Source organism: Alteromonas sp. AMM-1 (assembly GCF_047290655.1).
Classification (GTDB): Bacteria; Pseudomonadota; Gammaproteobacteria; order Enterobacterales; family Alteromonadaceae; genus Alteromonas; species Alteromonas mangrovi.
The window spans coordinates 1-26,544 of record NZ_JBLBUE010000012.1 but is presented as its reverse complement, the minus strand read 5'-3'; the positions used below and the strand labels follow the sequence as shown (position 1 = coordinate 26,544).

Annotated in this window: 26 protein-coding genes; 15 read left to right on the top strand and 11 right to left on the bottom strand. The window is 49.0% G+C overall.

The features are described 5' to 3' along the window. Nucleotides 1-21: 21 nt before the first annotated feature. From ACLR2L_RS04340 to ACLR2L_RS04320, 5 genes are all read right to left on the bottom strand, one after another. Nucleotides 22-801 carry an ABC transporter ATP-binding protein gene (locus ACLR2L_RS04340; RefSeq protein WP_413366017.1) on the bottom strand — a complete coding sequence of 260 codons (780 nt, stop codon included), beginning with the start codon at nt 799-801 and terminating at the stop codon, nt 22-24. Next, nucleotides 792-1,547, bottom strand: coding sequence for an ABC transporter permease (locus ACLR2L_RS04335; RefSeq protein WP_413366015.1), 756 nt, complete (start codon nt 1,545-1,547; stop codon nt 792-794). The genes ACLR2L_RS04340 and ACLR2L_RS04335 overlap by 10 nt, the downstream gene beginning before the upstream one ends. Further along, nucleotides 1,540-2,532 carry an ABC transporter substrate-binding protein gene (locus tag ACLR2L_RS04330; RefSeq protein WP_413366013.1) on the bottom strand — a complete coding sequence of 331 codons (993 nt, stop codon included), beginning with the start codon at nt 2,530-2,532 and terminating at the stop codon, nt 1,540-1,542. The genes ACLR2L_RS04335 and ACLR2L_RS04330 overlap by 8 nt, the downstream gene beginning before the upstream one ends. A 113-nt stretch (nt 2,533-2,645) precedes the next feature. Beyond that, nucleotides 2,646-4,163: an aldehyde dehydrogenase family protein gene (locus ACLR2L_RS04325; protein ID WP_413366011.1), complete on the bottom strand. Its 1,518-nt coding sequence runs from the start codon at nt 4,161-4,163 to the stop codon at nt 2,646-2,648. Nucleotides 4,164-4,288: 125 nt separating this feature from the next. Continuing rightward, on the bottom strand, nt 4,289-5,449 hold the full coding sequence (locus ACLR2L_RS04320) for a porin (RefSeq protein ID WP_413366009.1): 1,161 nt from the start codon (nt 5,447-5,449) through the stop codon (nt 4,289-4,291). Between the two features lie 411 nt (nt 5,450-5,860). Between ACLR2L_RS04320 and ACLR2L_RS04315 the strand changes: the two genes are divergently transcribed. Further along, complete coding sequence (locus ACLR2L_RS04315; RefSeq protein WP_413366007.1) at nt 5,861-7,153, top strand: NAD(P)/FAD-dependent oxidoreductase; 1,293 nt, start codon at nt 5,861-5,863, stop codon at nt 7,151-7,153. Nucleotides 7,154-7,187: 34 nt separating this feature from the next. On the opposite strand, the gene ACLR2L_RS04310 is transcribed toward ACLR2L_RS04315, so the two are convergent. Further along, the gene (locus ACLR2L_RS04310; protein ID WP_413366005.1) at nt 7,188-8,546 is read right to left on the bottom strand and encodes an 8-oxoguanine deaminase; all 1,359 of its coding nucleotides are present in this window, start codon (nt 8,544-8,546) and stop codon (nt 7,188-7,190) included. A gap of 398 nt (nt 8,547-8,944) precedes the next feature. Between ACLR2L_RS04310 and ACLR2L_RS04305 the strand changes: the two genes are divergently transcribed. Beyond that, nucleotides 8,945-9,295: a lactoylglutathione lyase gene (locus tag ACLR2L_RS04305; RefSeq protein WP_413366003.1), complete on the top strand. Its 351-nt coding sequence runs from the start codon at nt 8,945-8,947 to the stop codon at nt 9,293-9,295. Between the two features lie 62 nt (nt 9,296-9,357). Here the strand turns inward: ACLR2L_RS04305 and ACLR2L_RS04300 are convergent, their stop codons facing one another. Together ACLR2L_RS04300 and ACLR2L_RS04295 are read right to left on the bottom strand one after the other, a co-directional pair. After that, nucleotides 9,358-9,924 (bottom strand): YceI family protein, encoded by a 567-nt coding sequence (locus tag ACLR2L_RS04300; RefSeq protein ID WP_413366001.1) that lies wholly within the window; start codon nt 9,922-9,924, stop codon nt 9,358-9,360. Between the two features lie 32 nt (nt 9,925-9,956). Then, nucleotides 9,957-10,493, bottom strand: coding sequence for a cytochrome b (locus tag ACLR2L_RS04295; protein WP_413365999.1), 537 nt, complete (start codon nt 10,491-10,493; stop codon nt 9,957-9,959). A gap of 303 nt (nt 10,494-10,796) precedes the next feature. On the opposite strand from ACLR2L_RS04295, the gene ACLR2L_RS04290 reads away from it, so the two are divergent. The 3 genes from ACLR2L_RS04290 (at nt 10,797) to ACLR2L_RS04280 (ending at nt 12,298) form a co-directional block, all read left to right on the top strand. After that, complete coding sequence (locus tag ACLR2L_RS04290) at nt 10,797-11,105, top strand: hypothetical protein (RefSeq protein WP_413365997.1); 309 nt, start codon at nt 10,797-10,799, stop codon at nt 11,103-11,105. A gap of 57 nt (nt 11,106-11,162) precedes the next feature. Next, on the top strand, nt 11,163-11,726 hold the full coding sequence (locus ACLR2L_RS04285) for a CBS domain-containing protein (RefSeq protein ID WP_413365995.1): 564 nt from the start codon (nt 11,163-11,165) through the stop codon (nt 11,724-11,726). A 122-nt stretch (nt 11,727-11,848) separates the two neighbouring features. Next, on the top strand, nt 11,849-12,298 hold the full coding sequence (locus tag ACLR2L_RS04280; RefSeq protein ID WP_413365993.1) for a hypothetical protein: 450 nt from the start codon (nt 11,849-11,851) through the stop codon (nt 12,296-12,298). Nucleotide 12,299: 1 nt separating this feature from the next. Here ACLR2L_RS04280 and ACLR2L_RS04275 read toward each other — a convergent pair whose 3' ends face one another. Then, on the bottom strand, nt 12,300-12,623 hold the full coding sequence (locus ACLR2L_RS04275) for a TfoX/Sxy family protein (protein ID WP_413365991.1): 324 nt from the start codon (nt 12,621-12,623) through the stop codon (nt 12,300-12,302). Between the two features lie 147 nt (nt 12,624-12,770). Between ACLR2L_RS04275 and ACLR2L_RS04270 the strand changes: the two genes are divergently transcribed. Both ACLR2L_RS04270 and ACLR2L_RS04265 read left to right on the top strand, forming a co-directional pair. Then, complete coding sequence (locus ACLR2L_RS04270) at nt 12,771-13,559, top strand: hypothetical protein (RefSeq protein ID WP_413365989.1); 789 nt, start codon at nt 12,771-12,773, stop codon at nt 13,557-13,559. Nucleotides 13,560-13,654: 95 nt separating this feature from the next. After that, nucleotides 13,655-14,551, top strand: coding sequence for a surface lipoprotein assembly modifier (locus tag ACLR2L_RS04265; RefSeq protein ID WP_413365987.1), 897 nt, complete (start codon nt 13,655-13,657; stop codon nt 14,549-14,551). 11 nt (nt 14,552-14,562) lie between these two features. Here ACLR2L_RS04265 and ACLR2L_RS04260 read toward each other — a convergent pair whose 3' ends face one another. Further along, on the bottom strand, nt 14,563-15,927 hold the full coding sequence (locus ACLR2L_RS04260) for a S8 family serine peptidase (RefSeq protein ID WP_413365984.1): 1,365 nt from the start codon (nt 15,925-15,927) through the stop codon (nt 14,563-14,565). 294 nt (nt 15,928-16,221) lie between these two features. Between ACLR2L_RS04260 and ACLR2L_RS04255 the strand changes: the two genes are divergently transcribed. From ACLR2L_RS04255 to ACLR2L_RS04245, 3 genes are read left to right on the top strand one after another with little or no spacing between them, the layout of a single operon-like run. Beyond that, entirely contained in the window at nt 16,222-16,725 is a 504-nt protein-coding gene (locus ACLR2L_RS04255) for an RNA polymerase sigma factor (RefSeq protein WP_413365982.1), read from the top strand. Continuing rightward, nucleotides 16,722-17,465 carry a hypothetical protein gene (locus tag ACLR2L_RS04250; protein ID WP_413365980.1) on the top strand — a complete coding sequence of 248 codons (744 nt, stop codon included), beginning with the start codon at nt 16,722-16,724 and terminating at the stop codon, nt 17,463-17,465. Before ACLR2L_RS04255 ends, ACLR2L_RS04250 begins: the two co-directional genes overlap by 4 nt. A gap of 18 nt (nt 17,466-17,483) precedes the next feature. After that, nucleotides 17,484-18,008 (top strand): CC0125/CC1285 family lipoprotein, encoded by a 525-nt coding sequence (locus ACLR2L_RS04245; protein ID WP_413365978.1) that lies wholly within the window; start codon nt 17,484-17,486, stop codon nt 18,006-18,008. Between the two features lie 110 nt (nt 18,009-18,118). Here ACLR2L_RS04245 and ACLR2L_RS04240 read toward each other — a convergent pair whose 3' ends face one another. Next, nucleotides 18,119-18,727 (bottom strand): TetR family transcriptional regulator, encoded by a 609-nt coding sequence (locus ACLR2L_RS04240; protein WP_413365976.1) that lies wholly within the window; start codon nt 18,725-18,727, stop codon nt 18,119-18,121. Between the two features lie 126 nt (nt 18,728-18,853). Between ACLR2L_RS04240 and ACLR2L_RS04235 the strand changes: the two genes are divergently transcribed. From ACLR2L_RS04235 to ACLR2L_RS04215, 5 genes are all read left to right on the top strand, one after another. Then, the gene (locus ACLR2L_RS04235; RefSeq protein ID WP_413365975.1) at nt 18,854-19,987 is read left to right on the top strand and encodes an efflux RND transporter periplasmic adaptor subunit; all 1,134 of its coding nucleotides are present in this window, start codon (nt 18,854-18,856) and stop codon (nt 19,985-19,987) included. A 15-nt stretch (nt 19,988-20,002) separates the two neighbouring features. Next, entirely contained in the window at nt 20,003-23,110 is a 3,108-nt protein-coding gene (locus ACLR2L_RS04230) for an efflux RND transporter permease subunit (RefSeq protein ID WP_413365973.1), read from the top strand. A gap of 271 nt (nt 23,111-23,381) precedes the next feature. After that, nucleotides 23,382-23,822, top strand: coding sequence for a biotin/lipoyl-containing protein (locus tag ACLR2L_RS04225; RefSeq protein ID WP_413365971.1), 441 nt, complete (start codon nt 23,382-23,384; stop codon nt 23,820-23,822). Between the two features lie 140 nt (nt 23,823-23,962). Next, on the top strand, nt 23,963-25,819 hold the full coding sequence (locus ACLR2L_RS04220; RefSeq protein WP_413365969.1) for a GNAT family N-acetyltransferase: 1,857 nt from the start codon (nt 23,963-23,965) through the stop codon (nt 25,817-25,819). Then, nucleotides 25,816-26,544 (top strand): histone deacetylase family protein (locus ACLR2L_RS04215; protein WP_413365967.1); only part of this gene is annotated, 729 nt, incomplete at its 3' end. The genes ACLR2L_RS04220 and ACLR2L_RS04215, both read left to right, overlap by 4 nt.

The following is a 26,544-nucleotide window of genomic DNA, read 5'->3' as shown; positions in this document are numbered from 1 at the left end:
AACAAGTTCAGCACGTTGCTTTTACCCCACCGATTGCCGGTTTGGTGGCATTTGTTTTGACTGATCGTATATCCACGTGCTCACTTGCGTTGCGATGGCCGACATATCAGGGTGATTCAGCTGGCGAGGCCGGTTTTGAGAAATGCTGATGCTGTGCAAAACCCGCATGGGAGAATCACTCACAGTCACAACTCTGTCCGCTAGCGATACTGCTTCGTTGATATCATGAGTAACCAATAACACCGAAATGGACTGCTTTTCCCATAACAATAATAAACGTTCTTTTATTTCTGCTGCCGTATGGATATCCAGGGACGAGAATGGCTCGTCGAGTAAGAGTACGTCGGGCTCAAAGGCAAATGCCCGCGCTAATGCGACCCGCTTGAGCATGCCGCCGGAAAGGGCATTCGGATAATAGCGCTGATAGGCCGACAGCCCCACTTCGTTTAACCAGTATCTGGCGCGTTCAATACGGTCCGCTTGCTTGCCTTCCACTACCAACGCAATGTTATCTTGCAGTGTTAACCAAGGCATCAGGCGGTGCTCCTGAAACATCAGCGCTACTCGCGCAGTGTGGGTGTTGTTGCCATAGCAGATTGAACCCGTATGGTCTGTATCGAGTCCTGCCATAATATTAAGTAACGTACTTTTTCCTGCTCCGGACGGGCCGGTCAGCGCTACAAATTCACCAGGTCCAATCGTGAGTGAAAAGTCGCTGATCACCGGCGTTTGGTGTTCATTAGAATGCTCAGAATTTAAATAGTATTTTTTGTCGATGCATGCCTTGTAAACTAACGCCATTGCAATACCCTCCGCTCCCAGGGACGCAGGATGGCTGCTTCTATTGCGAAAATAATACAGGCAAATGCCAACGTATAGGCCAGTACACTGGTAATGTCGAAAAACTGGAAAAACAGCGATAGCTGAAATCCGACTCCGCTGCTGCATCCGAGCAACTCCACAACCAGAACAATCTTCCACACCAGTGCCAGACCGCTGCGCGCTGCTGCTAAAAAATACGGGTACAATTGTGGTAAATAAATGCGGGTGAGCGTGTGTAACCTGGATACACGGTAGGCTGTTCCAACAGCCAATAACCGGGTGTCGATAGCGCGTGCACCTTCCCGCAAGGTGATGGCAATGTTCGGTGTTTTATTGAGTACCACGGCGGTAAGGGCGGCGACTTCGTTTAACCCAAACCAAATAAAACAAAGAATGATGGTTACCAGTGCCGGAATATTCAGTGCCAGCGTTACTATGCTGTCTAACCATAAATCGAGGTGTTTATATCGTCCCATCAGCATGCCCAGTGCACTGCCTAATAACATGGCAATAGCAAAACTGATGGCGATGCGCTTCAGGGTAACGGCTAAATGGTGCGGCAGATCACCCGATTCGATGTGTGTCCATAAGCTTTGGAGTACCGTAAGGGGGGATGGCAGCAGGTCGGGTTCAATTGCTACAACCACCAGTTGCCAAATTAACACCAGCCCTACGAGTGAACAGGCGCGAATAAAGGCAGCATAGGATTGGGTTGCATTATTCATGTGTTTCTAACACGTTGTTTTGCCAGAATATCGATGTGGGAATGCTGTGCAATTGCCCGGTGAGTGCCTGTTCATCGTCATATTGTTTAATGACTGAAAAGAGTGTTTGCATATCCTGCCAGGTTGCTGGCCCCCATTGGGTAGGTATGCCTTCCCGATAGGCCTTTATTAACGCATTATGCGCCGCTGCAGGGTATTTTTCGGTAAAAGAACTGATGTTCTTCCATGCATCATCCTGATCATTCAGCGTTTGTCGTATCGCGTACGAACGGCTTAAAAAGGCGTTCACCAGGCTACTGTGCTGATCTCCCCACTCCCGCTTAAACAGCCAACCCAGTACCGGGATGTCGTTGTGTATACCAAAGCTACTAAGTACTTCTTGCATGGTAACCAGCGATGTAAATGCAGTGCTATCGAGCATGGCAGCGTAGTGCCAAAACGTAAGCACTGCGTCGATGTCGCCGCGCTGTACAAGCTGATTGAGCATGGGGGGCGCTGCAAACTTCACCTGGGTTTGGGTGGCTATATCAAACTGATATTGCTTCAACGCAAAAGCGCGGTACAAGACCCAGTTTTTATTGGCTTTGCCGCCAGCTACACCAAGGGTTTTGCCAGCCAGAGCCCTAACGGACTGGTTGCTCAGTGTGGAAGCTGTTACCAGCGTACCCGCGGCAGTTGAGTAAGGATAAAAATAAAATTCTCGTTGATTAATGTGTTGCTGGGCGGCCCAGAGCCAGTCTCCTACAATCATGTCTACCGCATCGCCTTGCAGGGCAATGGTTAAGGCTTGCGGTGAACCTAATGTCACCAGCTCAAGCTGGTAACCCACCTCTTCGGGGTTGTCTTGTCTGGCAATGTCGAGTTCCCAGTTAAGGGTGCCGTAAGTGAGTACGCCTACGCGCAATACTGGCAGTGTATCAGCAGCCCGTGCTGCAGGGAGCAGTATAGAAAGTAGCAAATAAGAGATAAGAACAGTGATTCTCATACGTTCACTTCTAACCTCAAAGTAAGCATGAATCTGCAGGTGATTCGCTAACGCAGGAAAAGACCTCCGCGCGAACGCGGAGATCGTTACTTACGCCAGTAATGGCAACGCTTTTAGAAAAAGCCCAGAGGGTTGATGTCGTAGCTTGTCAGCAGGTTTTTGGTTTGCTGATAGTGGTCTAGCATCATCTTGTGGGTCTCACGGCCCACCCCTGATTTCTTATATCCACCGAATGCCGCGTGAGCCGGGTAAGCGTGGTAGCAGTTCATCCACACACGACCCGCTTCAATGCCGCGACCCATACGGTAGGCAAGGTTAGTATCACGTGTCCATACACCCGCACCTAAACCGAACTCGGTGTTGTTGGCGATGGCCAGCGCTTCTGCTTCGGTTTTAAAGGTGGTTACACCTACAACCGGGCCGAAGATTTCTTCCTGGAATACGCGCATGTCGTTCGTGCCTTTCAGCAGTGTTGGTTGTACATAGAAGCCGTTGCTGAAGCCTTCTACGTGAGCAGGACCACCGCCGATTAATACTTCTGCACCTTCTTTCTTACCAATTTCCAGGTAGCCCAGGATCTTGTCGTACTGCTCAGCAGATGCCTGCGCACCAACCTGAGTGTCGGTATCCAGTGGGTTGCCGCGTTTGATTTGCTGAGTACGGGCAATAACCAGAGAAATAAAGTCGTCGTACATATCTTCCTGGATCAGAGCGCGTGACGGACACGTACATACTTCACCCTGGTTGAAGAAGGCTAATACGGTACCTTCAACACACTTGCTCAGGAACTCGTCTTCGTGCTTCATTACGTCGCTGAAGTAAATGTTAGGAGACTTACCACCCAGTTCTACAGTTGAAGGAATGATATTCTCTGCAGCACACTTCAGAATGTGTGAACCTACAGGTGTTGAGCCTGTGAACGCAATTTTCGCAATGCGCTTGCTGGTAGCCAGTGCCTGACCCGCTTCTTTACCGTAACCGTTTACTACGTTCAGTACGCCCGGTGGCAGCAGGTCGCCAATGATTTCCATTAATACCAGAATAGACGCTGGTGTTTGTTCAGCTGGCTTTAATACAACACAGTTACCGGCTGCCAGAGCGGGTGCCAGTTTCCATGCTGCCATTAGCAGTGGGAAGTTCCATGGAATGATTTGACCCACTACACCCAGCGGCTCATGGAAGTGATACGCGATGGTGTTTTCATCAATTTCGCCGATTGAACCTTCTTGTGCACGCACACAGCCCGCGAAGTAGCGGAAGTGATCGGCTGCCAGCGGAATGTCGGCATTCAGGGTTTCACGCACTGCTTTGCCGTTATCCCAGGTTTCGGCTACTGCCAGCTTTTCGAGGTTTGCTTCGATGCGATCGGCGATTTTCAGCAGGATGTTCGAGCGTGCTGCTACGGAAGTCTTGCCCCAGGCTGCTTTGGCTTTGTGAGCGGCGTCCAGCGCCAGCTCAATGTCTTCTGCTGTAGAACGAGGAATTTCACAAAATACTTCGTTGTTAACAGGTGATACGTTGCTGAAATATTGGCCTTTAACAGGTGCTACCCAGTCACCGCCAATGTAATTGCCATAACGTGGTTTAAATGTAACGACAGAGTTCTCTGTTCCAGGTGCTGCATAGATCATGTTGCTTACTCCGGTAATCAATTATAAAAGCGTTGCCAGTTTGTCGATTGCGCAGGAGGCGTTTTACCTCCTGCAACGGCATCGACGGCCGTAATGCAAAGCTGTTTTCTGGCAATCAAACAGCTTTAAAAGTTAACAATGGCACCTACTGCCAGGGTGTCTGCTTTTTCTTCACCCAAAATGCCGCTGAATTCACTGGTTGAGTACTCAACCGCAAACGTCACGTTGCTGTTGTACGAGTGGAACCACGCGGCTTGCATGCCTTCGTGACCAATGTAGTCAGTGTTTTCAATTTCGTTTTCGCCGTACGACAGTACAAAGCGGTTAGCGTCCAGCTTGTAGGAGGCTTGTAACAGGTAACCCTGGCTGTCCAGCTCGTTGTAATCGGTGTCGTACATGGTGACCTGAGCCAGGCCTAACGCTGCTTCTGTTGGGCCAAGTAAAATGCCAATGCCTTCGCCGCTGTAGCCTGATGCATGCAATGAGAAGCCGCCGAAGCCCACTTTTACGCCGTAAGAGGTACCAGTGGAGTCAACATCGCCCATAGACGATTCTGAAGACTGATTCAGGAAACCTGCCCATGCGGTAACAGAACCACCGTCAAACTCTCTGCTGTAAGTCACTTCGCCTTCAATGCGTGGAACAGACTCTTCGCGATCGGCGGCACCGTTTACCGGTGATGGATCGATCATCGCTACTGCGACTTTCAGACCGCCGGCGAAAGTTGGAGAGGTATAACGAATCTGGGATGCCGGGAAGGGGTAGGTGTAACCCGATCCGATGTTACCGAACGACACGCCCTGACCATCAACCAGTCCCAGGGTGTCATTCACGTTGCCGTAACCAAGCAGAATTTCGTCAAGAAAGATGTTGCTGCGATTGAACAGTGTAAAGTCTTTGCCAAGTAACACCTGACCCCAGTCAGCATCGATAGTTGCGTAGAACTGACGCACGTCGATACCTGTGCTGGTTACACCGCTGTTGCTGTCGTTAATGGTTACCCAAAACGAAGAACGACCGCCTACTTTTACGTCGCCAACCTGTTTGCTGAAGCTCATACCCAGCCAGTTTGGCAAAAAGCCCATTTTTACGCGTGATTGTTCGCGGTCGCCATTCGGGCCGCCATCAATCGAAGAATTAACGTAAAATGTGTTAAAAGACGCGTCTACTGACACGGTTGCTACCTCTGCATCGTCATAAATGGTCACTGCACCATTCGCTGAAGCCGCTGCAAGAGTAAGACAGGCAATGGATAGTGGTTTATACGCAAATTTCATATTTTTCATGTGTAACCCTCGTTATATTTTTTAGATTTTGCGCGGAGTAACACTTATTTCGATCCCACTGCCACTCTCATCAAACGGTAGCGATTCATTGCCGCCACTCTTTGGAATGAGTATTGTTTAGGCGGGGTAAATTGAGTACTCCACAAAGGAGCCTTTTGCGTCACACTTTAGTCGTCAATGAATGCTGGTCTAAAGGTGTACTACTAAAGTGCTGGATAAAGAGGTGGGTTTTTACCTGACTGAAAAGTGCTATTCTGAGCACCCAAAATGTCATGTGATGGCCTCTGGTATTTACCGAGTTTGTTAACATATTATGGTTTCATCGCCACCGAATCTTGCTGATTTATGAGTGTCGATTGAGCTGTGCAGAACGTCTGTGCAGACCAATTCACATTTATTAATAGGTCTGTTATGAAAAAAATCGTTGTGGTTGGCGGCGGTGCGGGCGGTCTTGAGCTCGTTACCCGTTTAAGTAAAACCCTCGGCAAGAAAAAGCTGGCAGAAGTTATCCTGGTGGATCGCAGTCGCACCCACGTGTGGAAGCCTCTGCTGCACGAAGTGGCGGCCGGTATCATCAATAAAGCGTCCGACGGCGTGGACTACCGCATGCACGCAGCCCAGCACCATTACCAGTTTCAGCTGGGTAACATGAGCTTTATTGATCAGAAAAACCAAAGTATCTATCTGGATCCGTTATACGACGACGATGGCGAGGAAATACTGCCTGAGCGAACCGTTGAATACGACTATCTGGTGCTGGCGTTTGGCAGTGTAACCAATGATTTTGGCACCCTGGGTGTAGACGAGCATTGCTATTGCCTGGATTCATTGAATCAAGCCGAGCGCTTCCATCGCGCCCTGTTAAATCAGTTGCTTAAGATCAATCAGGAAGGCACCAATAAAGACCGAATTCACGTTGCCATAGTCGGTGCTGGCGCTACTGGTACAGAGTTGGCTGCACAACTGCACCATGTGGCAAATCTGGCTCGTGCCTATGGTATGCCGGAGATGTCTGCGGAACGATTGAAAGTGTCTATTTTGGAAGCTGGCCCCCGCATTTTGCCTGCCTTACCAGAGCGGATCGCAGCATCGGCGCGCAAAGCGCTCACCAAACTCGGGATTGATGTGCTGGAAGGCACGCGGGTTGCCCGGGTGGAAAAAGCCGGGTTTATCACTGCTGAAGACAAGCTCATTGAGGCGGATTTAATGGTTTGGTCGGCAGGTGTGAAAGTGCCTGATTTTATTGCCGATTTGAAACTATTTGAACTGAATAAGGCCAATCAGATTCTGGTGACACCGGCACTGCAAAGTACGGTTGACAACAAGATTTTTGCGATTGGCGATTGCTGTGGATTCCTGCAGGAAAACGGCAAATGGGTACCGCCACGCGCCCAGTCGGCTCATCAAATGGCAAGCCTGGTAGCCAAAAATCTGGTGAATCTGTTTATGCATAAGCCGCTGCAAAAATACACGTACACCGATTACGGCTCGTTGGTGCATTTGAGCAAATATTCCACCGTGGGAAGCCTGATGGGCAAGCTGTCGAACAGCAGTATGTTTATTGAAGGGCGGCTTGCTAAAATGGTTTATATTTCTTTGTATAACATGCATTTATTTGCCGTGCATGGATGGCTGAAAGGCGCACTGATTCTGCTAACCCGCAAGGTAAGTAATCTGGTGAGCCCGCGTTTAAAGCTTCACTAAACTCCACAAGCCCGGCTCGAGCCGGGCTGTCTTGCTAGCCTGCTATCAGTGCGCTGGCCGCGGCTTTGTGCCGTGCTATCAGATCGGGTAAATCCAATCCGTTTATACAACCATCCGTTACCCGCCAAACGCCGTTTACCATAACGTGTTCAGCGCGCTCTGCACCGCATAGCAACAATGCAGCAATAGGATCATGTGCCCCACTAAAGCGCAATTCGTCCAGTCTGAAACAGGCTAAATCGGCTGCCATACCTTCTGCAATGCGGCCTATATCGCTTCGGCCAAGTAAGGTGGCTGAGCCTGCCGTTGCCCAACCCAGCACTTTTTCAGGGGTAATGGCTTGAGCACCATATTTTAAACGCTGTAAATATAACGCCTGACGCGCTTCGTACATGAGGTTTGAGGCATCGTTAGACGCTGACCCATCTACCCCCAGGCCAATGGGTGCACCGGCGTCAATGAGATCCAGCGTGGGGCAAATGCCTGAAGCTAAACGCATATTTGACACCGGGCAATGACAAATTCCGGTACCTGCTTCACCTAAGCGGCGAATTTCATCCGGGTTAAAATGAATGCCGTGAGCCAGCCAGGTGCGGTTACTCAGCCAGCCTACGCTTTCCAGATAATCTACCGTGCGCATGCCAAACATCTTCAGACAAAATGCTTCTTCGTCGAGGGTTTCAGCAAGATGCGTGTGCAGACGCACGTCTTCGGCTTTGGCCATGTCTGCGCTTTGCTGCATGATTTCCCGTGTGACGGAGAAGGGTGAACACGGGGCTAATGCTATCTGAACTTGCGCATTCGGGCCGCGTTCGTGGTATTGCTTAATCAGGCGCTCGCTGTCTTTCAAAATGGCTTCGCCGGATTGAACCGTATGCTGTGGCGGCAGGCCGCCATCGGCCTCACCGAGGCTCATTGAACCGCGAGTCAGCATGGCCCGCATACCCAATTGTTTTACCACATCTACCTGAATATCAATGGCATCATTGAGGCCCTCAGGGAACAGGTAGTGATGGTCGGCTGCGGTGGTACATCCCGATAGTAACAGTTCCGCCATGGCTACCTGGCTGGCTAAATGCAGTGCGTCGGGTGTGAGTCGGGCCCATACCGGATAAAGGGTTTTGAGCCAGGGGAATAATGGCTGATTCACCACCGGTGCCCAGGCCCGCGTAAGTGTTTGATAAAAATGATGATGGGTATTGATTAGACCAGGAAGGATAACCAGTCCGGTAGCGTCAAATACCTGGTCGCAAGCGGTGTTTGGCGTGTCATTGTTAAACAGCAATGATTCAATGATGCCATTGGCAATCACCAGACCTGTAGGGGCCTGTGCGGTATCTGGTGTGAAAATACAAAGAGGGTTCTTAATAAAAATGCGCTGAGTAGCAGGCATAACGGTTCTCCTTTAACAGTTCAGGTATGCCAGCTCAGTTATGCCCTGTCTGCTGATCCAGGGAAGTATTACTACTCGGCTACAGTGTACGCGAATCGAGCGAAAATTGAACCCTGGAAGTGGATTTTATCTGCGTTAAATTATTGTAAGTTTATTAACAATTTGGCTGTTGAACTACCCTGACTTTCAGCGGCTTTTTACTGGATTATTTCGCTCGAAAGCAGGGTGTTGGCAGCGGCTTTGTAACAATTAATTAGCAAGTATATTTCACTTTATTAATTCTCAATTTGGGCAAATAATGACAAGCCGATACCAAAGTACTAGGGTTAAACCGGCCTTTCATTAATGCCACTGAAGGTCACCACAGTCAGGTGGTGATCCCATAGTAAGGAGCAAGTATGGTTGTTCTGGATATTAAAGCCTTTGTCCCCAGCAAAGACTACGATATATCAAAAGCGTTTTACCGCGATCTCGGTTTCTCGGTGGAATATGTTACCGACGACCTGGCGTTGTGCGAAAACGGCGAGTGTACGTTCTTTTTGCAACGCTTTTACCAGCCAGAACTGGCCAACAACTTTATGCTACAAATTTGCGTAGACAACATAGAAGACGCGTTTCAGCGCTGTAATAACAGTGAGCACAAAACCAAAATATCTGAGATTCAACAAGAATCCTGGGGAAAGGTATTCTATGTGTGGGGGCCAGGCGACGAGTTGCTGCACATGACCGAGTTGAACGGGATCCGCTAAGTAATAAAAAAGCCGGATGCGAACATCCGGCTTGAGCGTGTTATTGAAAACGCGCGTTAGAATTACTGCTTAATGCCTTCAACGTGTAAAGACAGCTCTACATGGGTAGATGCCGGGCCAAGGTTGTAGTCGATGCCATAGTCTTTCATGGCAATGGTAGTTGTGCCCGCGAAGCCAGCACGGTAGCCACCCCATGGATCTGAACCTTCACCAATTTTTTGCGCATCAATTACAATGGCGTTGGTTTTGCCATGTAAGGTAAAGTCACCGTGAACTTTCAGTTTGCCATTGCCTAAATCTTCAATTTTAGTGCTCACAAACTTAGCTTCCGGGTATTTGCTTACCGACAGAAAATCGCTGCCGCGCAAGTGCTTGTCGCGCTCAGCGTGGTTTGAATCGATACTGTCTGTTTTAATGGTAACTTCAATTTTTGCTGCTGTTGGATTAGCTGCGTCGTAGCTGAACTTGCCGCTGAAATCATTAAAGCGCCCGGTTAACCATGAATAACCCAAGTGCTGGATTTTAAAGTTAACAGAGGCATGGGCACCGTTGGTATCAACCACATAGTCTGCGGCATTGGCAGCCAGTGACGAGAATCCTAATAACGCACCAATAACTAATTTTTTCATTTCACTCTCCTGTAAATTAAATAACGTGTGGTTTACCGATGACGGCCTGTCATTTGCGACAGAGTCGCATCGCGACTAATAAAATGATGTTTGAACGCCGCAAGGGCGTGTATCACAACCAGACCGATTAACCCGAACGCTGCGTATTCGTGCACTTCGCCAGCAATATCAGACTGGTCGGAGAATAACTCGCCTGCACCGGGTACGCTGAACCAATTAAATACGTCAATACTTCTGCCATCTGCTGTTGAGATCAGATAACCGCTTACAAAAATCACCAGCAACAGTGCGTAAATCGCCAGATGCCCCACACTGGAAAGCCATTGTTCCAGTTTGTTACCGTGCCTGGCGGGACGCCGAGTGCGTAAGCGCATGAACAGTCGGGCAAGGGTAACGGCTGCGAGTAATATACCTACACTTTTATGCCAATGGGGTGCGGTGCGGTACCATTCGCTGTAGTAGGTTAAATCTACCATCCATATCCCTACGCCAAACATACCGGCTACAACCAGTGCAGTTAACCAGTGAACTGCGATCAGCCAGAATGGCCAGTTTTTTGGAGTAGTCACTTTAAAATCCTTAACAAAACAACGTAAATTGGGTTATCACATCATTGCTATGAAAGCAGAATATCCGACTCTTTGCAGCTTAAACAGTACAATAATTCGAGTAAAAGATTCTAAAAAAACGGACGAAATGTGCATTTTGGTTGCATTTTTGTATTGAAAAATAGGCCAAGTCACCAGGCTAGATTCAGTTGAATGCAATCTGGCGAATTTTTTATGCAGTTGGTCGTCAAGGCAGTATATTTGGGAACTGATTAGGCGCATCTTAGCTCTAAGCTATACAACTACCATTAATAGTACTCTTCGATGAAAGCGTTTTTACTCATACTAACACTGACTGCCCTGGCGGGTATGCCGGGTATGAGTGTGGGTGCGCCATCGGGTATTTATGGTCAATGGAGCAGCGTTAATGAAGTGCTGCTCGAAGCCGTTAGCGTTGAAGTAGAAGAAGGCATTGAATCTGAGCAGCAAGGCGATAGCCCTGATGTTGTGGTTCAACGCTTGCGTTCTCAGGTGCATCTGTACGCGTTGGCAATTTTTGCCAAAGACATTGGATTACAGCTAGCACAACTACCTGCCGGTTATGCAATAAGGGCCCCTCCAGTTTTAAGTTAATCAATCGACAATGCGGCGTATAACGCCAACTTTTTTGAATTTTTCGAGGATTAACTCATGCATCATTTAACACTTTGCCAAACTGAAGCTATTGACACTCTTGCTCACCCTGAAGCTTACGAACACATTAAATTATCGTCTTCTGCACTGAGCATTTTTACCGACTTTCATGAACAGCAGCCGCTGGTGATCGATGGCAACGTACGCGCCATTGAACTTGAGCGCCTGATGCGTCAATCACACGTAAAAATGAAACTGGTTTTAGACAGACACGAGCAATTTGTGGGTATTGTTACGCTGGCGGATATTACCGAACAGAAAATTCTCCAACGCGTAGTGCAACTGGGGTTGCCGCGCTCAGAACTACTGGTTGTTGATATGATGCAACCAAAATCTGCGTTGCAGGCTTTTGATTATCATGAGCTGAAAGTGGCGACAGTAAAGGATGTGGTAGATACCCTGCAGGATAACGGCAGAATGCATTGCCTGGTGATCGACAAGAAGAAGCATGAAATTCGCGGTGTGATCAGTGTTAGTGATATTGCCCGAATTTTGCGTGTTCCATTGGATATTCAATCCCAGCCTTCGTTTGCAGCGTTATCTCACATCATTGCAGCTTAACATGTGGTAACCAAAAATGCGGGGGTACGCCCCCGCTTGTTTATACCCAAAAACCCTTAATAATACTTTCTCTGGCCGAATCTTTGTTACACTTAAACAAGTAGGTGTAGTGAGGGCCAGATGTGGCGAAGTATTTTAATAAACAGCATGGTGAATTTAGCCTTAAGATGATTCAGGATCTGGTGCTTACCAATGCGGTGGGTCCCTGGAATCTGGAGTGCATTGTGCAGTTTGGCTTGCGCTACGGCGAGAGTGTTTATTCTGCTAAAGCCACCAAATGGGCTGACATTATCATGTTGCAGGGCGAGAGTTTGCTGGTGCCCGAAGCCGAGCGCGATTTGCAGGTGCGCATTGCCAGAGCCATTCAGACCGGACTTCGGCATGTTGCTGTAGTGATGTGCAAATCCGAGGTAAAAACAACGGCAAAAATGCAAATGTCACGGATATATAAAGACTTGCCGGCTACCATGGCATTTTTTGAATCCCTTGAAGAGGCGATGGATTGGGTAACAGAACATGGTTATCGTTGTGAACGAGCCGATGTAGAGGCGTTTTTCTCAGCATCCATTTAACTCAACTGGCTAGTGCGGCTGCATTAGCCCGACGAGCCCATTCAGTGGCTTCATCGGGATCTTCAAATATCTCTTCCGGCGCTTCCATATAACTCAATGCTATTGTTTTGCCTTGTCTAACATAGGTAAACGGTGAATACCCACGCTCAGTGAGTGCTTGCTGCATGTGTGTATCAGCCTTGATATAAAGCTGATCGCTGACTACCAATGCAAACATCTTCCCCTGATAAAACACACCATAGCCGCCAAACATCCTCTTTAAATGTATCGGCCCCAAGCCGCTGAATACATCATGCAGGCTGTCGGCAAACTGATTTGTTGGCATGTGGCTGAATTCCTTTACTGGCGAAGTGATACCAGTCTACTGCTGTGGCTTTTTGATCACAATCTGCAAATGTTTTCACTTTTATTGGAATAAAACGTAACGCGTCTCCGTTAACTCAATGTCAATGTGACATAACAGGAGATGATTATGAAAACGTTCACTTTTACTTCACTGGTTTTAGCAATGGGCCTGACACACGGCGTTGCAATGGCGCAGTCTTTCGAAACAAACGTTGCCGTCAACCAGACTTCCGCGATTGATTCACAAGCGTCGATTAACACCGATCAAAGCACACCTTCATCGTTGTCATTATCGCTATCAAATCAATCAGATGTGCAGACAACTAGTGATGCCAGCGAACCAATGTCTGAAGCGTCCGAGGGTCAGACAAATGAAACCGCCACTGACATTGCTGATACAGCCCAAGACTCTGAAGATGCGTTCGGTGAAACAGAACAGCAGGCTGCAGCGTCTATCGATTCGGCAGTTGAGCAAGGCGCTGAAATAGCGGGAAACCTGCCAGTGGAAGCACTGTCGCAATCATTGCAGAGTAGTATTGCAACCGGCGTTGACACTACGGTGGTAACGGGTGTTGATACGCTGGTGAATACCGGTGGTTCAATTGGGAATGCGCTGCAGGGATCAGAATCCGCAGTGAGCGGCGCCATTGAAGGTGCATTACAAAACACAATTGATACTGCAACTGTGATGCAGGTGGCGGACACGGCCTCTATTGAACAAGTGGTCGCCTCAGCAGTATCAACAAGTGTTGCGCAGACGGTATCTACGTCAGCGGTATCGCAAGTCAGCGACTCTGTTAATGCAACGGTAAACAGCACGGTTAACAACAGCGTGTCTGCTGCTGTAGAAGGTGCCGTATCAAATACCGTTAGCGAGGCAGTAACGGCAAACATTAGCTCAATTCTGGGTAACTAGTCATTCGTATTAAGGGAGGAGGCCAGACAGTCTGCTCCCTTTTTTTGCGCAATTACATTTGTTATTCGATGTTGAAGCTGTCGAGGACTTTTCCGATGAAGAATTTAATACCAATTACCACTGTTGCTCTAATCAGCGTACCTGTAATGGCGAGTGTTACCTATAAAGGTGAATTGAAAGCAGGTGCTCAGTACGATTCTAACGTTACCGTTAACGAACTGGATCGCGCCAGTAATCAATCCGATTACGCCGGTTACCTCAAAGGTAGATTCAGCGCAGAGTGGCAGGCTACAGACGCGCTATCATTCAACGTCGGTGTGAATCATCAGCGCACTTATTATCAGGATGCGACAGATTTTAATCTGGCTATTACCACTTTAAATGTGGGGGCTGGCTGGCAAACCCGCGTGGGTAAATGGGGCGTGCACAGCTACCTGGCTGAAGCCGCTTTAGCGGGGAGTGACTTTATGCAATACCAACAATCGGGCGTAAGCTGGCAAAACAGCATTGCCGCAAATAACTTTATGCACGTAAGTGCTGACTACCTTCAAAAGCGTTTTGATACATTGCCTGAGCGGAATGCCAAGGGAGGGCAGTTGTCTACCCAGTGGTTTTATTTGCCAGGCAAGGAAGGCGAAATGATTAACGTTGGATACACCTATCAATACGAAGATGCCGATACCGACAGGCTTGATTTCATTGGACATACGGGTCAGGTGAGCTGGACCTATCCGACTCAATTATGGGGCGCGCCCACTTCGCTGAAAGCCCAATATCAGTTTGTGTACAGGAATTATAGCGAAGCGGAAGAATTTTTGTCTGTGACTCAGCGTACCGACCGTCAACATACTCTGGGCTTAACCGTCAGTTATGAACTTACCGCGCATGTTGCGCTGGATGTGGGAGCGAAATACGCTGACTATCAGTCGAATCTGATAATTGCTGACTATCAGGAAAATCAGGCCAATGTGGGCTTTACTGCCCGTTTTTAACTGCAATCCAACTAGGGTAGCCAGGCTCCTTCACCATACACAGGATCCCATCCTGGCTCGCCCTTATCCTGTAATAAGTCGTGCAGTTGGTGGGGTAATTCGACAAGCCCGCTTGTTGCTGAAGATTCACAGGCCAGCCATTGGCCCAGCCAACCGGCAATGGCAGGAGACGCCATGGAGGTACCGGTTTCTGGGCCTGTTTCACCATTTATTCGAGCCGTGATAACACTGACGCCTGGCGCAGAAACTGCTACCTGCTCGCCCTGATTTGCCCAGCGGTATATCGTGCCGTTTGCATCCACTGCCGATACTCCAATTACCTCTGGAAACGCCGCAGGATATAAAGGCGGTGCAGCAGGGCCTGCGTTACCTACCGCCGCGACCAGCGTAATCCCGCTTTTGGATAGCCGTGTAATGGCTTTCGCCAGCAACGGGTTTTGTGGCCCGGTAAGACTCATATTAATAACCGATACCTGCTGTTTCGATAGCCAGTCTAAACCACTGATTAAATCAAACAAACTGGCGCCCTGAGATACCTGCGTTCTGGAATAAAATACCGCGGCATTAAAAACCTGACTGCCTGATGAAATGTGGTGCTGCAGAATGCCCGCCACTGCTGTGCCATGGGCCTGACTTATGGGAAGGGATTCATCTAACAAGCTTTGCTGCGTAATGCTGAACCTTGTTAACAGCGGATGATGTATCTCTATAGCTGAATCCAGCATGCCAATACGAGAGGGTTGATTGCACAACTGCGCGACAGAACTCAATTTTTTCTGTTCGCTATTCATTGTGTCCGACGACGGACCCGCCTGAGTAAGATAGACGTGGTTTCTACCTAACTGAGTTTGCAGATGTTCTGGCAGAGACGCTTTCATCGCTTGAATAGAATTTAATCCTTGAGGCACGCTTATACTTACCAGCCAGGTATCCAATAACGACACGTACCGTTGCTTAACCACTGTGAATGAAGACTGCGCCAGCCAGGATAAGTCAGCGTCAGAGACATACAACACCCACTCTCTGGCAATAGCCAGATCACCTTGAGGGGTAATTTCTTCCCGGATCACCGTTTGCCGTAACGAATTCACGACATTAAGTGCCTGCTTTACGGGTAATAAGGCCTGTGATAATTCGGTGGTCAATGTGCTTTGCAGTGCGGGAAGCAAGTCAGGTAAGGACGGTACAACACGTGGTTGAATACGGTCTGTAATACGCTCGTTAGCCACCCGTCGGGATATGTCCTCAATAGGTTGAGTAACTGTGCGCGTTACCGATGGCAGGACTTGTGCATCTGCAACAGGTGTATAACTCGTTAGTGCAACAGCGGTAAGAATGACCTTGCGCATAAACGTATTGGGATAAGTAAACTTCATAACTACACCTTAATACAAAAGTGAAAAGGGTGGTACCGGCTTTGTGTTCATCCTGGCATTTGCATTGTCGGCAGTATGCGTAGATAGCGGCGAGTAGCGTTATTCGTGTGGCTGGGATGGCGTCATGAGAAACGCGATCACCGTCGACCAGATAACCGGTAACTATGTTGAGTTAACGAAATAAATAAAAAAAAATTCCAATTAAAGGGAATAAAATAAACGCTGCCTCGTTAACCCTATAAAAGAGGCAATCCGGAGGGGGCATTTCACCTCCTTGCAGTGTAGGAAAATACAATGACAACAACACAATCAGCACAACTCAAAAGTATGCTGCCTGTTCTAAGACGATTTGCATATTCGCTGACGGGCAGTATGGCTGACGCCGACGACTTATTACAAAACACCGTGGAAAAATTACTGAGTAAGCCGATCCCGGAAGACGTTGAATTACTGGCCTGGTCTTATCGAGTGTGCCGCAATTTATGGATTGATGAGTACAGAGCGAACAAATTGCGTCAGGCCGCAGTGCACAAACCGGAACTGCAACAGACAGACATTGATGCGACTTCACAAATCACTGCCGATATCACGCTAAAGCAGGTAGAAAGCGCGATGGCGACTTTGCCCGATGAGCAGCGGGAAGTGCTCTCGCTAGTGGCAGTACAAGGCTTGTCTTATCAGGATACCGCTGCGGTGCTGTCGGTGCCATCGGGAACGGTGATGAGCCGATTAGCAAGGGCCAGAACCAAGCTGGCACAAATACTGAACCTGGATAAAAGCAACGAGGTAACGGCATGAAGATTACCGACGAACAACTCAGTGCGTTTTTAGACAACGAACTGGATGAACTGCAAATGTCGCTGGTGCGCGACGCCATTGCCCAGGACGACACCTTGTGCGACCGGTTAGCGGCTTTGAGCATGGTGGATCACGTTGTTAAAACTGCCGTAGAACAGGCAACCAACAGTCCTGTACCGGCTCACATAGAATCGTTATGTGATGCCGAACAAGAGAGCAACGTCGTTAGCTTTGTTGAGCACAAGACACAGAATACCAACCAGAAAACGGCTGCTCAACGAAGCAATGTGCGTTGGTTACGCGGTATGGCGATGGCTGCCAGTGTAGCACTCGTCGGTTTACTGGGTTGGCAACAGCTAATGGATGGCCAGTCTTCTGGCAACCGCGAGTGGAAGCAAATCGCGGCAGTGCTTGATAGCCAAACCAGTGGGCAGCCATATCAGGCTGGCGCGCAAACGGTAATGCCACAGTTGTCGTTCCTGAATAAAGACGGAGCACTGTGCAGACAATTCACTATTACTGGTACTGAGCGCCATGACGCCATGATTGCATGTAAGCAAGAGGGTAGTTGGCAGCAACGCGCCGCAGTAGCACTGGATAAGCTTTCAGGGCAACCCGGTGAATACCAAACGGCAACCTCAGTGACTGCACTGGATAACGTGCTGGACGAGATAATGCAAGGTGCCCCGCTAAATCGGGAGCAGGAACAGAACGCGATTCAAACGAACTGGCAGCAGTAACTGCCGTTGGAGGTTAAGATGAAGACAGTAATGAAATTTGCCACCCTGATTGTGGGGTTAACATTGGCCGCTTGCGCCAGTCAGCCTGCCTATCGCGCAGCAGAAAACGGCGGATACGGTTATTCGGAAACCAAACTGACTGACACTCAATACCGCGTGTATTTTAAAGGTAAGGGCAGTGACAAAACCAAGGCAATGGATTACGCCATGCTTCGCGCAGCAGAAGTGACGCTGAACGAAGGTTATGATTGGTTTGTGGTTGCAAATCGCGAGACCATGGTGGACCGCGAGAAGGTTTCAGTTGAGCCAGAAATTGGGTTTTCCAAGCGTTATACCCGAGTAACAGATTGTGGTTTGGTAACGTGCCGTACCCGCTATTATCCGGAGTCAACGCTATCCACCGGTATCTTCGTGGGTGGTCAGGAGAAAAGCGTTATAGAGAGTGCACTGGATATTCAGTTAGGACGCGGCACGCGACCTGATTCAAGTTCCAGTTTTGATGCGCGTCAGGTAAAAGAGAACTTAGCGCCAAAAGAAGAATAGTGACAGACCACAGACCGTGAAAAGCCTGCCTATGCAGGCTTTTTTAATCCCTACTCCCCGGGTTACTGTTACGGGTCATACCGTCATCCCAGGCTCGAACCTGGATTGACTTAGCGCCACTTTCCGAAGAACACACCAAACAGTTTTGGTGCCATCTCAATGAGTGAAAACTCGCCAGGATTCTCCAGATACTCCACTACAATTCCGCGGAAAAAGCAGTTCAGGGCAGTTGTTAAAATCTTCGGATCTAAGTCGGCTGACAAGGTGCCTTGTGCCTGGGCTTTCGCAAAGAATTTTTCAAGGACCTGCTGTTTTTCTTCTTTTGCAATGCGGGACTTCTCCTGACAAATCTGCAGGCTTCCACTATAGTCACACTTAAGTAGAAACAGCGACAACACGCGCTGTAAATGCGGGTCTTCTTCGAGCCGGATGGTAAGGTCGCAACACACCTTCTCCAACTGGTGGAGCGGGTCATCGTAGGATTTCTCTAACCCGTCTACCAGTTCTTGTATGAACGGCTTATGCAGTTCATCGTAAAGAGCCATAAAGATGTCGGTTTTGTTTTTGAAATGCCAGTAAACGGCACCGCGCGTCACATTCGCAGCTTTTGCTATTTGCTCCAGTGTGGCACGGGTAACACCTTGAGTTGAAAAGACATCTACCGCGGCATCAAGGATAGCAGCACGGGTTTGTTCGGCTTCTTCTTTAGTTCGTCGCATTTTTGACTTTTTTGGTCTGATTGACAACATACATACACGAATGTATTTTAAACTATATCTAAGTTGCCTAATTGTCCAGCTTTCCTGTCTCAGCAGTCCTCAGGAATTTACTAAGTAAAGAATTTTATGATCAAAAAACTTGTTATCGCTGCACTTTCCGTGTCAGTTATCGCTATCACCGGTTGTTCTCAGGAATCTGCCGGTCAACAAGCTGCCGGTGGTCAGAGGGCGCCATCAGGTGTGCCCGTGAATGTAGTCACTGTTGAGCAGCAAACTGTTTCCACCAGCCTTGAATTACCTGGTCGGGTAAGTGCCTTTCGCCAGTCTCATGTGCGTCCCCAGGTAACCGGGGTGATCACTAAGCGCCTGTTTGAGCAGGGCACTGTGGTTGAAAAAGGCCAGCAGCTGTACCAGATAGACGACTTACAGTACAAAGCTGCGCTTGCCAGTGCCAAGGCGGATGTAACCTCGGCGAATGCAAACGTAAAAACACTGAAAGCAAAGGCTGCTCGCTATAAAGACCTGATGAAAATTAATGCGATCAGTGGCCAGGAGTACGATGACGTTGTGGCGCAACTGGATCAGGCTATGGCTGCGGTGAGTGTAGCTGAAGCGCAGGTCGCACTGGCTGAAGTAAATATGGACTACACCAAGGTGTATGCACCAATTAGTGGCCGCATCAGTCGTTCTTTCTACACCGAAGGCGCGCTGGTAACGGCTAATCAAACTGATCCACTGGCCACCATTACCCAACTTGATCCTGTGTATGTTGACGTTCAGGTATCCAGCGAGCAAGCCATCGGTTTGCAAATGGCACTGCGTGACAAAGGCAGTTTAACTGTGGGGTTAACCATTCCAGGATCACACCAGTCTTTGGCGGGCCTTGAAGGTACCGTTGAGTTTTCAGAAGTGATCGTAAATGAGTCTACAGGTTCGGTTACTATTCGCGCCCGCTTCCCCAATCCGGATAACATCCTGTTACCTGGTTTATATGTGCGTGCCATCATTCATTTAGCTGACACCAGTGCGTTGGTAGTACCGCAGCGCGCCACGATTCGTCAACCAGACGGCAGTTTATCAGTGTGGGTTGTGAACGGTGATAACCCTGAGCTTCGCAGCATAGGCGTACTACAAGCGTTCGACGGCAACTGGCAGGTAAGCAACGGCTTGGCCGCAGGTGAGCAGATTATTGTAGCGGGCTATCACAAGCTTCGTCCCGGTGCCAAAGTCATGGCTATTCCATTGTCGAAAGACGCTTAATAACAGGACCCATTCATGGCTAGATTTTTTATCGATCGCCCGGTTTTCGCATGGGTACTTGCTATTATCACTATGCTGGCTGGGGTGATGGCAATTACCAGTTTGCCTATTCAGCAATACCCTACGGTTGCACCACCATCAGTAACCGTGTCTGCGTCGTACCCCGGTGCGTCAGCACAAACGGTGGAGAACGCGGTTACTCAGGTTATTGAGCAGCGCCTTACTGCTATAGATAACCTGCGCTATTTCCAGTCGAGCAGTGCCAATGGTCGTATGACCATTACGCTAACCTTTGAACCGGAAGCTGATCCAGACATTGCCCAGGTGCAAACCCAAAACAAAGTGCAGGGTGCGGTTTCGCAATTGCCGTCGGCTGTGCAGCAAATGGGTGTAACGGTTACCAAGTCAAACAACAGCTTTATGATGGCTGTGGGCTTCTATTCTGAAGACGACAGTATTGATCAGTACGAGCTGGGCGACATTCTGCTGTCTAAGTTTCGCGACCCAATTTCACGGGTAGACGGGGTAGGTAGTGTGCGTGCTTTTGGTGCGCAAAAAGCCATGCGTATTTGGTTAGATCCGCAGCGTTTGTACAGCTATAACTTAACACCGCAAGACGTGCAAAGTGCCATCGCCGTACAAAACACCGATGTCTCGGCCGGTGAATTAGGCGGCTTGCCTGCTATTTCAGGACAGGAAATAAACGCCACTATTCAAGCGCAATCCCGCCTGCAAACCGAAGCAGATTTTGAGCGTATTTTGCTACGTGTGAATGCCGATGGTTCACAGGTGCGGTTGCGTGACGTCGCCCGCGTTGAACTGGGCTCAGAAAGCTACGGCGTTATTTCCCGTTATAAACGCCACCCTGCTGCGGGTATGGCGCTGTCACTGGCTTCGGGTGCCAACGCCCTGGATACAATTGATCGCGTAAAAGCCCGGGTGGAAGAACTGAAAAGCAATCTACCTGCTGGCGTAAAAGTGGTGTATCCCATCGACAGCGGCCCGTTCATTGAGTTGTCGATTAAATCGGTAGTACAAACCCTGCTTGAAGCGATTGTACTGGTGTTTCTTGTAATGCTGCTGTTCCTGCAAAACTGGCGTGCAACCTTAATTCCTACCATAGCCGTGCCGGTAGTATTGTTAGGCACCTTCGCCGTGCTTTATGCGTTCGGCTTTAGCATTAACGTACTCACCATGTTTGGTTTGGTACTGGCAATCGGCCTGTTGGTAGATGATGCCATTGTAGTAGTGGAAAACGTTGAACGTATCATTCACGAAGAAGGGTTAAGCCCCAAAGAAGCCACTAAAAAGTCCATGAGTCAGATCACCAGTGCGCTGGTTGGGATTGCTGCGGTACTGTCTACGGTATTTATTCCTATGGCGTTTTTCGCTGGTTCTGCTGGTGCTATCTATCGTCAGTTCTCTATTACCATTGTTTCAGCCATGGTGTTGTCGGTGTTGGTTGCGATTATTCTATCGCCGTCGCTGTGCGCCACGTTCCTGCGCGCTGCTGATGCGGAAGGCGAGGCAAAAACCGGTTTCTTTGGCTGGTTCAACCGCACGTTTAACAAAGGCCGCGACCGCTATCAGGGGGCTACCCGTTTCATGGCGAATCGCCTGGCGCGCTTTGTTGCACTTTACGCCCTGTTAGTAGCGGGTATGGCAGTGATCTTCCTGCGTTTGCCGGGTTCATTCCTGCCAAATGAAGATCAGGGTTTCCTGATGATGATGCTTAACACGCCGGCGGGTTCCAGTGCGGAGCGTACGCTCGAGTCGGTTGCCAAGGTTGAAGACCATTTCCTGAATAACGAAGGTGAATTGGTTGAACACATGTTTACCGTGACCGGTTTTAGCTTTGCGGGCTCCGCACAGTCATCAGCGTTAGGTTTTATTCGTCTGAAGGATTGGTCTGAGCGCACCGAGCCCGGCACTAGCGTAGAAGCGGTAGCTGGACGGTCTTATCCGGCACTGGCGCAAATTATCGATGCCAGCGCGTTTGCATTCTTCCCGCCACCCATTCGCGAACTGGGTAACGCTTCAGGCTTTGATTTACAGCTATTGGATGTAGCGGGTCGCGGACACGAAGCATTAATGCAAGCCAGAAATCAGTTACTGGGTGCGGCATCACAAAATCCGAAACTGGTAGGCGTTCGTCCTAATGGCCTGGAAGATGTGCCTGAATACAAAATCGACATCGACAGTGAAAAAGCCACTGCCTTGGGTGTATCACTGAGTGACATTAACAGCACACTTCAAATCGCTTGGGGCTCATCCTACGTGAATGACTTCATTGACGATGGGCGTATCAAGAAAGTGTATCTGCAAGCCGATGCGCCGCATCGTATGATGCCTGACGATCTGAACAAGTGGTATTTGCGCAACAGCGCTGGCGAAATGGTGCCGTTTAGTGCCTTTGCATCGTCCAAATGGACCTACGGCTCTCCGCAACTGGAACGATTCGATGGTGTTGCTTCGGTAAACCTGCAAGGGTCAGCCGCACCGGGGATCAGTTCAGGTGAAGCCATGCAGGAAATGGTTAATCTGGTAGAGCAGGTGTTACCTGAAGGCTTTGAAATTGCGTGGTCCGGGCTGTCTTATGAGGAGCGTGCTGCAGGCTCGCAGGCTGGCTTCCTGTACGCCATTTCTATTCTGGTCGTGTTCCTGTGTCTGGCTGCGTTGTACGAAAGCTGGGCGGTACCATTCTCGGTGATCCTGGTGGTGCCACTGGGTATTTTGGGTGCGGTAGTTGCCGCTTACCTGTTTAATCTGTCTAACGATGTGTATTTGCAGGTAGCTTTCCTTACCACCATTGGTTTGGCGGCGAAAAACGCCATACTGATCGTGGAGTTTGCCAAGGTACTGCAGGAAGAAGAAGGCAAATCGGTAATGGAAGCGGTAACGATGGCTGCGAAGCAGCGTTTCCGTCCAATTCTGATGACATCCATGGCATTTATACTGGGGGTAACGCCACTGGCTATTGCCAACGGTCCGGGTGCGGCAAGTCAAAACGCCATTGGTATTACGGTAATTGGCGGAATGATGGCAGCCACTTTCCTGGCTATCTTCTTCGTACCTATGTTCTACGTGTTGATATCCAAATTTTCCAGGTCCAAACAGGACTAAGCACTTCAAAGTGAAAAGCCCGCTCATTGAAGCGGGTTTTTTGTTAGTGGGTAAACTTCTATGTGAATTGGTATTACGTCATAAACCCTTTTCCAACACAACAGGTATTCCTGAGTCGGCTTTTATAACCTGTTTTAAATTATCAATGGAAAACAAGTAGATAAAAGGTGTAATGTACAGTTATTCATGAATACGCGTGCATTAGGGTAGCTCCGATACGAGCATGACACTGAGCGCTTCGCAGAAAACGAGTTTAATACAAGGACGGTTTATGAACATTGATATTAAGGTACCGCACCTCCCAGAAAATACTTCAAATGCCTTTGTAGCTCAACTACACGTAACTGAGGGGCAAGTGGTTGCGTTTAATCAAAACCTGTTTGACATCGAGACAGATAAAGTTGTGCTTGAAGTGGTCGCGCCATCGGCCGGTGTTATTGAGACCATTCAAATTTCAGAAAATGCCCCTGTGTCATCTGAGCAAATAGTAATGAGCTTGCGCGAGACGGAATCAACAGAGCATCCACCAGCTTCGGATGACATCAACTACGTTGAATCAGCAGAAAGTGCAGTTATTGTTGATTCAGAGGGCCTTGCGCCAAAGCACGAAGCAAGCAGCGCCTGGTTGGATAGCCGCAATATTACGTGTGGCTTGATAGGGCTTGTTGTCGGCATCGCAATCGGTTACATCCTCTCTTTCCCTGCCACCTAATCCATTGGTAGTAAATACCCTAAACCAGATCAATATTCCGCCATTTCAATCTGTTCTGAAATGCGTTCTGTGGCATCATTACTGTTAGTGAATTTGAGGTGAATCGGTATTAGGAAATACCGAGAACAGGGAGCACAGCGATGACAGTAGTATTGCCCCCGCGACCGGATTGGTCGCAGCTGATTAAATCCGGTTGCCGGGTTTTTGTAGGCGGGAACGCAGGCGTGCCCTATGCACTTATTGACGATTTAATTGCGAATAGCAAGGCATTCACCGATATCGAACTGGTGCATATGCTGGCGCTTGGCGACAACCGCTGGGCTAAAGAGGAATATCGCCAGCTGTTTAAGGTAAATACCTTTTTTATCCATGGTGATGAAGTGCGTCGGGCCGTGGACGAGGGCCGGGCGGATTATACACCGGTTTTCCTGTCGGAAATGTCGAGCTTATTCAGTGACGGCACGCTGTCATTGGATGCGGCGTTGGTAATGGTGAGCCCGCCTGATGAATTTGGCTATTGTTCGTTGGGTGTGTCGGTAGATATTTGTATGTCAGCTGCGCGTCATGCCAATAAAGTGATTGCGCAGATTAATCCGCAAATGCCGCGAACAGCCGGGCATTCTTACCTACACATCAGCGAATTTTCAGCCGTCATTGAAGCCGACCAGCCACTACAAACAATCGAAGCACCGCCCATCGACAGTGTTACCGAACGGATTGGTCAGTATGTGGCCATGCTGGTGGAAGACGGTGCCACGTTGCAATTTGGCGTGGGTAAAATCCCCAGTGCGACCCTGAAATACCTGGAGCGGCACAAAGACTTAGGTATCCACAGTGAAATGCTCTCAGATAGCATCATGGAAGTGATTGCTGCAGGTGCAATCAGTAACCGCAAGAAGACCTTTCACCCGGGTAAAATCGTTACCAGCTTTTGTATGGGAAGTCAGAAACTCTATGACTTTGTGAACAATAATCCGCATATTGAGTTTTATCCTAGTAGCTATGTAAACAAGCCCACCAATATTGCTAAAAATGACAACATGATTGCCATTAACAGTGCGCTGGAAGTGGATTTAACCGGTCAGGTGGTGGCCGATTCACTGGGCTTCGATTTTTACAGTGGTATTGGTGGACAGGTCGATTTTGTTTCCGGTGCGTCGATGAGCAAGGGCGGTAAGCCGATTATTGCGTTGCCTTCTACGGCCAAAAATGAAACCGTGTCGCGTATTGTACCGCATATTGCCGAAGGCTCTGGTGTAGTGACGTCCCGCGGCAATGTGCACTACATTGTTACCGAATACGGCATTGCTTCGTTGCGTGGTAAGAGTATACGCGAACGTGCCCTTGAGCTTATTCGGGTAGCCCACCCCAAATTCCGGGCCAAGCTGCTTGCCGAAGTACGTCAGAACTATTGGGTGCCGCATTACCAGCAAAAATATCCCACCGATATTCCTGAACTGGGTGCCATTCAGTTACACAAAATGGTGGTAAACGGCGAAACGTTTTATTTGCGCCCGCTTAACCCAGCCGATGAGCGACGCCTGCAGGAGTTTTTCTACTCCCATACCAAAGAAACCCTGCGCTTGCGTTACAACTACGACCCCAAACAAATGTCCCGGGAGAAATCCTGTAATCTGGTGAGTGTGGATCAAAGCTCTGATGCGGCGTTGTGTATTGTGCGGCAGGAAGGCTCACGTATCACTATTCACGCCGTTGGCCGGTTCTATTACAACGAGCACGACAATACCTGTGAAGCGGCGTTTGTGACCCGGGAAACCCAGCAGGGTAAGGGCATGGCCAGCAAGCTGCTGACAACGCTTATCGACATTGCGCAGAAACGCAAGATTAACAAAATGCTGGCTTTCTGCCGGGCCGACAACAAACCCATGATAGCCATTTTTGAACACCACGGATTTAAGCGATTGTTCAGCGGTGATCCGAGTGAAGTCGAACTTGCTTTGCCATTACAGGACGCGAATCAGGAGGAAAACGTATGACTATTAAAATCTTCCGGGGTAAAGACTGCGTGCATCACGATGTCTCTGGTGAACATCCCGAGCATCCGGACCGGTTATACGCCATCGACGATCAGTTACTGTCATCCGGATTGGACATGGTGTGTCAGCACGCCGATGCCAAGCCGGTAAAGCGCGAAAACCTGGCGCTGGCGCATGACCCTTACTATATCGACAGTATTTTTCAGCGCGCACCCAAAACCGGCGTGATTTGGCTGGAGCAGGACACCGGTATGACACCAATCACACTGAGCGCGGCATTGTATGCGGCTGGTGCAGGTTGCGATGCGGTAGATTGGGTAATGGAAGGCAGCAACAGACAGGCATTTTGCGCGGTAAGACCACCCGGTCACCATGCTGAATACGACAATGCCATGGGCTTCTGCCTGTTTAACAATATTGCGGTAGCAGCGCGCTATGCGATAAAAAAATACGATTTATCGCGGGTGGCTATTGTGGATTTCGACGTTCATCACGGCAATGGCACTGAACATATCATTGGTGGGGACCGGCGCATCATGATGTGTTCATCATTCCAGCATCCGTTTTACCCGCATAGCGGTTCACCGGTGTCTGCCAGTAATATTCTCTGTGCGCCATTGGAAGCCGGTTCAAACAGTGAGGCCTTTCGCAAAGCCGTAAGTTATTGGTTTGATGCGCTAATAAACTATAAGCCTCAACTCATCCTGATAAGCGCGGGCTTTGAT

Excerpts from the sequence above, each read along its gene's own strand:
- ACLR2L_RS04340 (WP_413366017.1), bottom strand. The coding sequence starts at position 801 with ATGGCGTTAGTTTACAAGGCATGCATCGACAAAAAATACTATTTAAAT.
- ACLR2L_RS04335 (WP_413366015.1), bottom strand. The coding sequence starts at position 1,547 with ATGAATAATGCAACCCAATCCTATGCTGCCTTTATTCGCGCCTGTTCA.
- ACLR2L_RS04330 (WP_413366013.1), bottom strand. The coding sequence starts at position 2,532 with ATGAGAATCACTGTTCTTATCTCTTATTTGCTACTTTCTATACTGCTC.
- ACLR2L_RS04325 (WP_413366011.1), bottom strand. The coding sequence starts at position 4,163 with ATGATCTATGCAGCACCTGGAACAGAGAACTCTGTCGTTACATTTAAA.
- ACLR2L_RS04320 (WP_413366009.1), bottom strand. The coding sequence starts at position 5,449 with ATGAAAAATATGAAATTTGCGTATAAACCACTATCCATTGCCTGTCTT.
- ACLR2L_RS04315 (WP_413366007.1), top strand. The coding sequence starts at position 5,861 with ATGAAAAAAATCGTTGTGGTTGGCGGCGGTGCGGGCGGTCTTGAGCTC.
- ACLR2L_RS04310 (WP_413366005.1), bottom strand. The coding sequence starts at position 8,546 with ATGCCTGCTACTCAGCGCATTTTTATTAAGAACCCTCTTTGTATTTTC.
- ACLR2L_RS04305 (WP_413366003.1), top strand. The coding sequence starts at position 8,945 with ATGGTTGTTCTGGATATTAAAGCCTTTGTCCCCAGCAAAGACTACGAT.
- ACLR2L_RS04300 (WP_413366001.1), bottom strand. The coding sequence starts at position 9,924 with ATGAAAAAATTAGTTATTGGTGCGTTATTAGGATTCTCGTCACTGGCT.
- ACLR2L_RS04290 (WP_413365997.1), top strand. The coding sequence starts at position 10,797 with ATGAAAGCGTTTTTACTCATACTAACACTGACTGCCCTGGCGGGTATG.
- ACLR2L_RS04285 (WP_413365995.1), top strand. The coding sequence starts at position 11,163 with ATGCATCATTTAACACTTTGCCAAACTGAAGCTATTGACACTCTTGCT.
- ACLR2L_RS04275 (WP_413365991.1), bottom strand. The coding sequence starts at position 12,623 with ATGCCAACAAATCAGTTTGCCGACAGCCTGCATGATGTATTCAGCGGC.
- ACLR2L_RS04270 (WP_413365989.1), top strand. The coding sequence starts at position 12,771 with ATGAAAACGTTCACTTTTACTTCACTGGTTTTAGCAATGGGCCTGACA.
- ACLR2L_RS04265 (WP_413365987.1), top strand. The coding sequence starts at position 13,655 with ATGAAGAATTTAATACCAATTACCACTGTTGCTCTAATCAGCGTACCT.
- ACLR2L_RS04260 (WP_413365984.1), bottom strand. The coding sequence starts at position 15,927 with ATGAAGTTTACTTATCCCAATACGTTTATGCGCAAGGTCATTCTTACC.
- ACLR2L_RS04255 (WP_413365982.1), top strand. The coding sequence starts at position 16,222 with ATGACAACAACACAATCAGCACAACTCAAAAGTATGCTGCCTGTTCTA.
- ACLR2L_RS04250 (WP_413365980.1), top strand. The coding sequence starts at position 16,722 with ATGAAGATTACCGACGAACAACTCAGTGCGTTTTTAGACAACGAACTG.
- ACLR2L_RS04245 (WP_413365978.1), top strand. The coding sequence starts at position 17,484 with ATGAAGACAGTAATGAAATTTGCCACCCTGATTGTGGGGTTAACATTG.
- ACLR2L_RS04240 (WP_413365976.1), bottom strand. The coding sequence starts at position 18,727 with ATGCGACGAACTAAAGAAGAAGCCGAACAAACCCGTGCTGCTATCCTT.
- ACLR2L_RS04235 (WP_413365975.1), top strand. The coding sequence starts at position 18,854 with ATGATCAAAAAACTTGTTATCGCTGCACTTTCCGTGTCAGTTATCGCT.
- ACLR2L_RS04230 (WP_413365973.1), top strand. The coding sequence starts at position 20,003 with ATGGCTAGATTTTTTATCGATCGCCCGGTTTTCGCATGGGTACTTGCT.
- ACLR2L_RS04225 (WP_413365971.1), top strand. The coding sequence starts at position 23,382 with ATGAACATTGATATTAAGGTACCGCACCTCCCAGAAAATACTTCAAAT.
- ACLR2L_RS04220 (WP_413365969.1), top strand. The coding sequence starts at position 23,963 with ATGACAGTAGTATTGCCCCCGCGACCGGATTGGTCGCAGCTGATTAAA.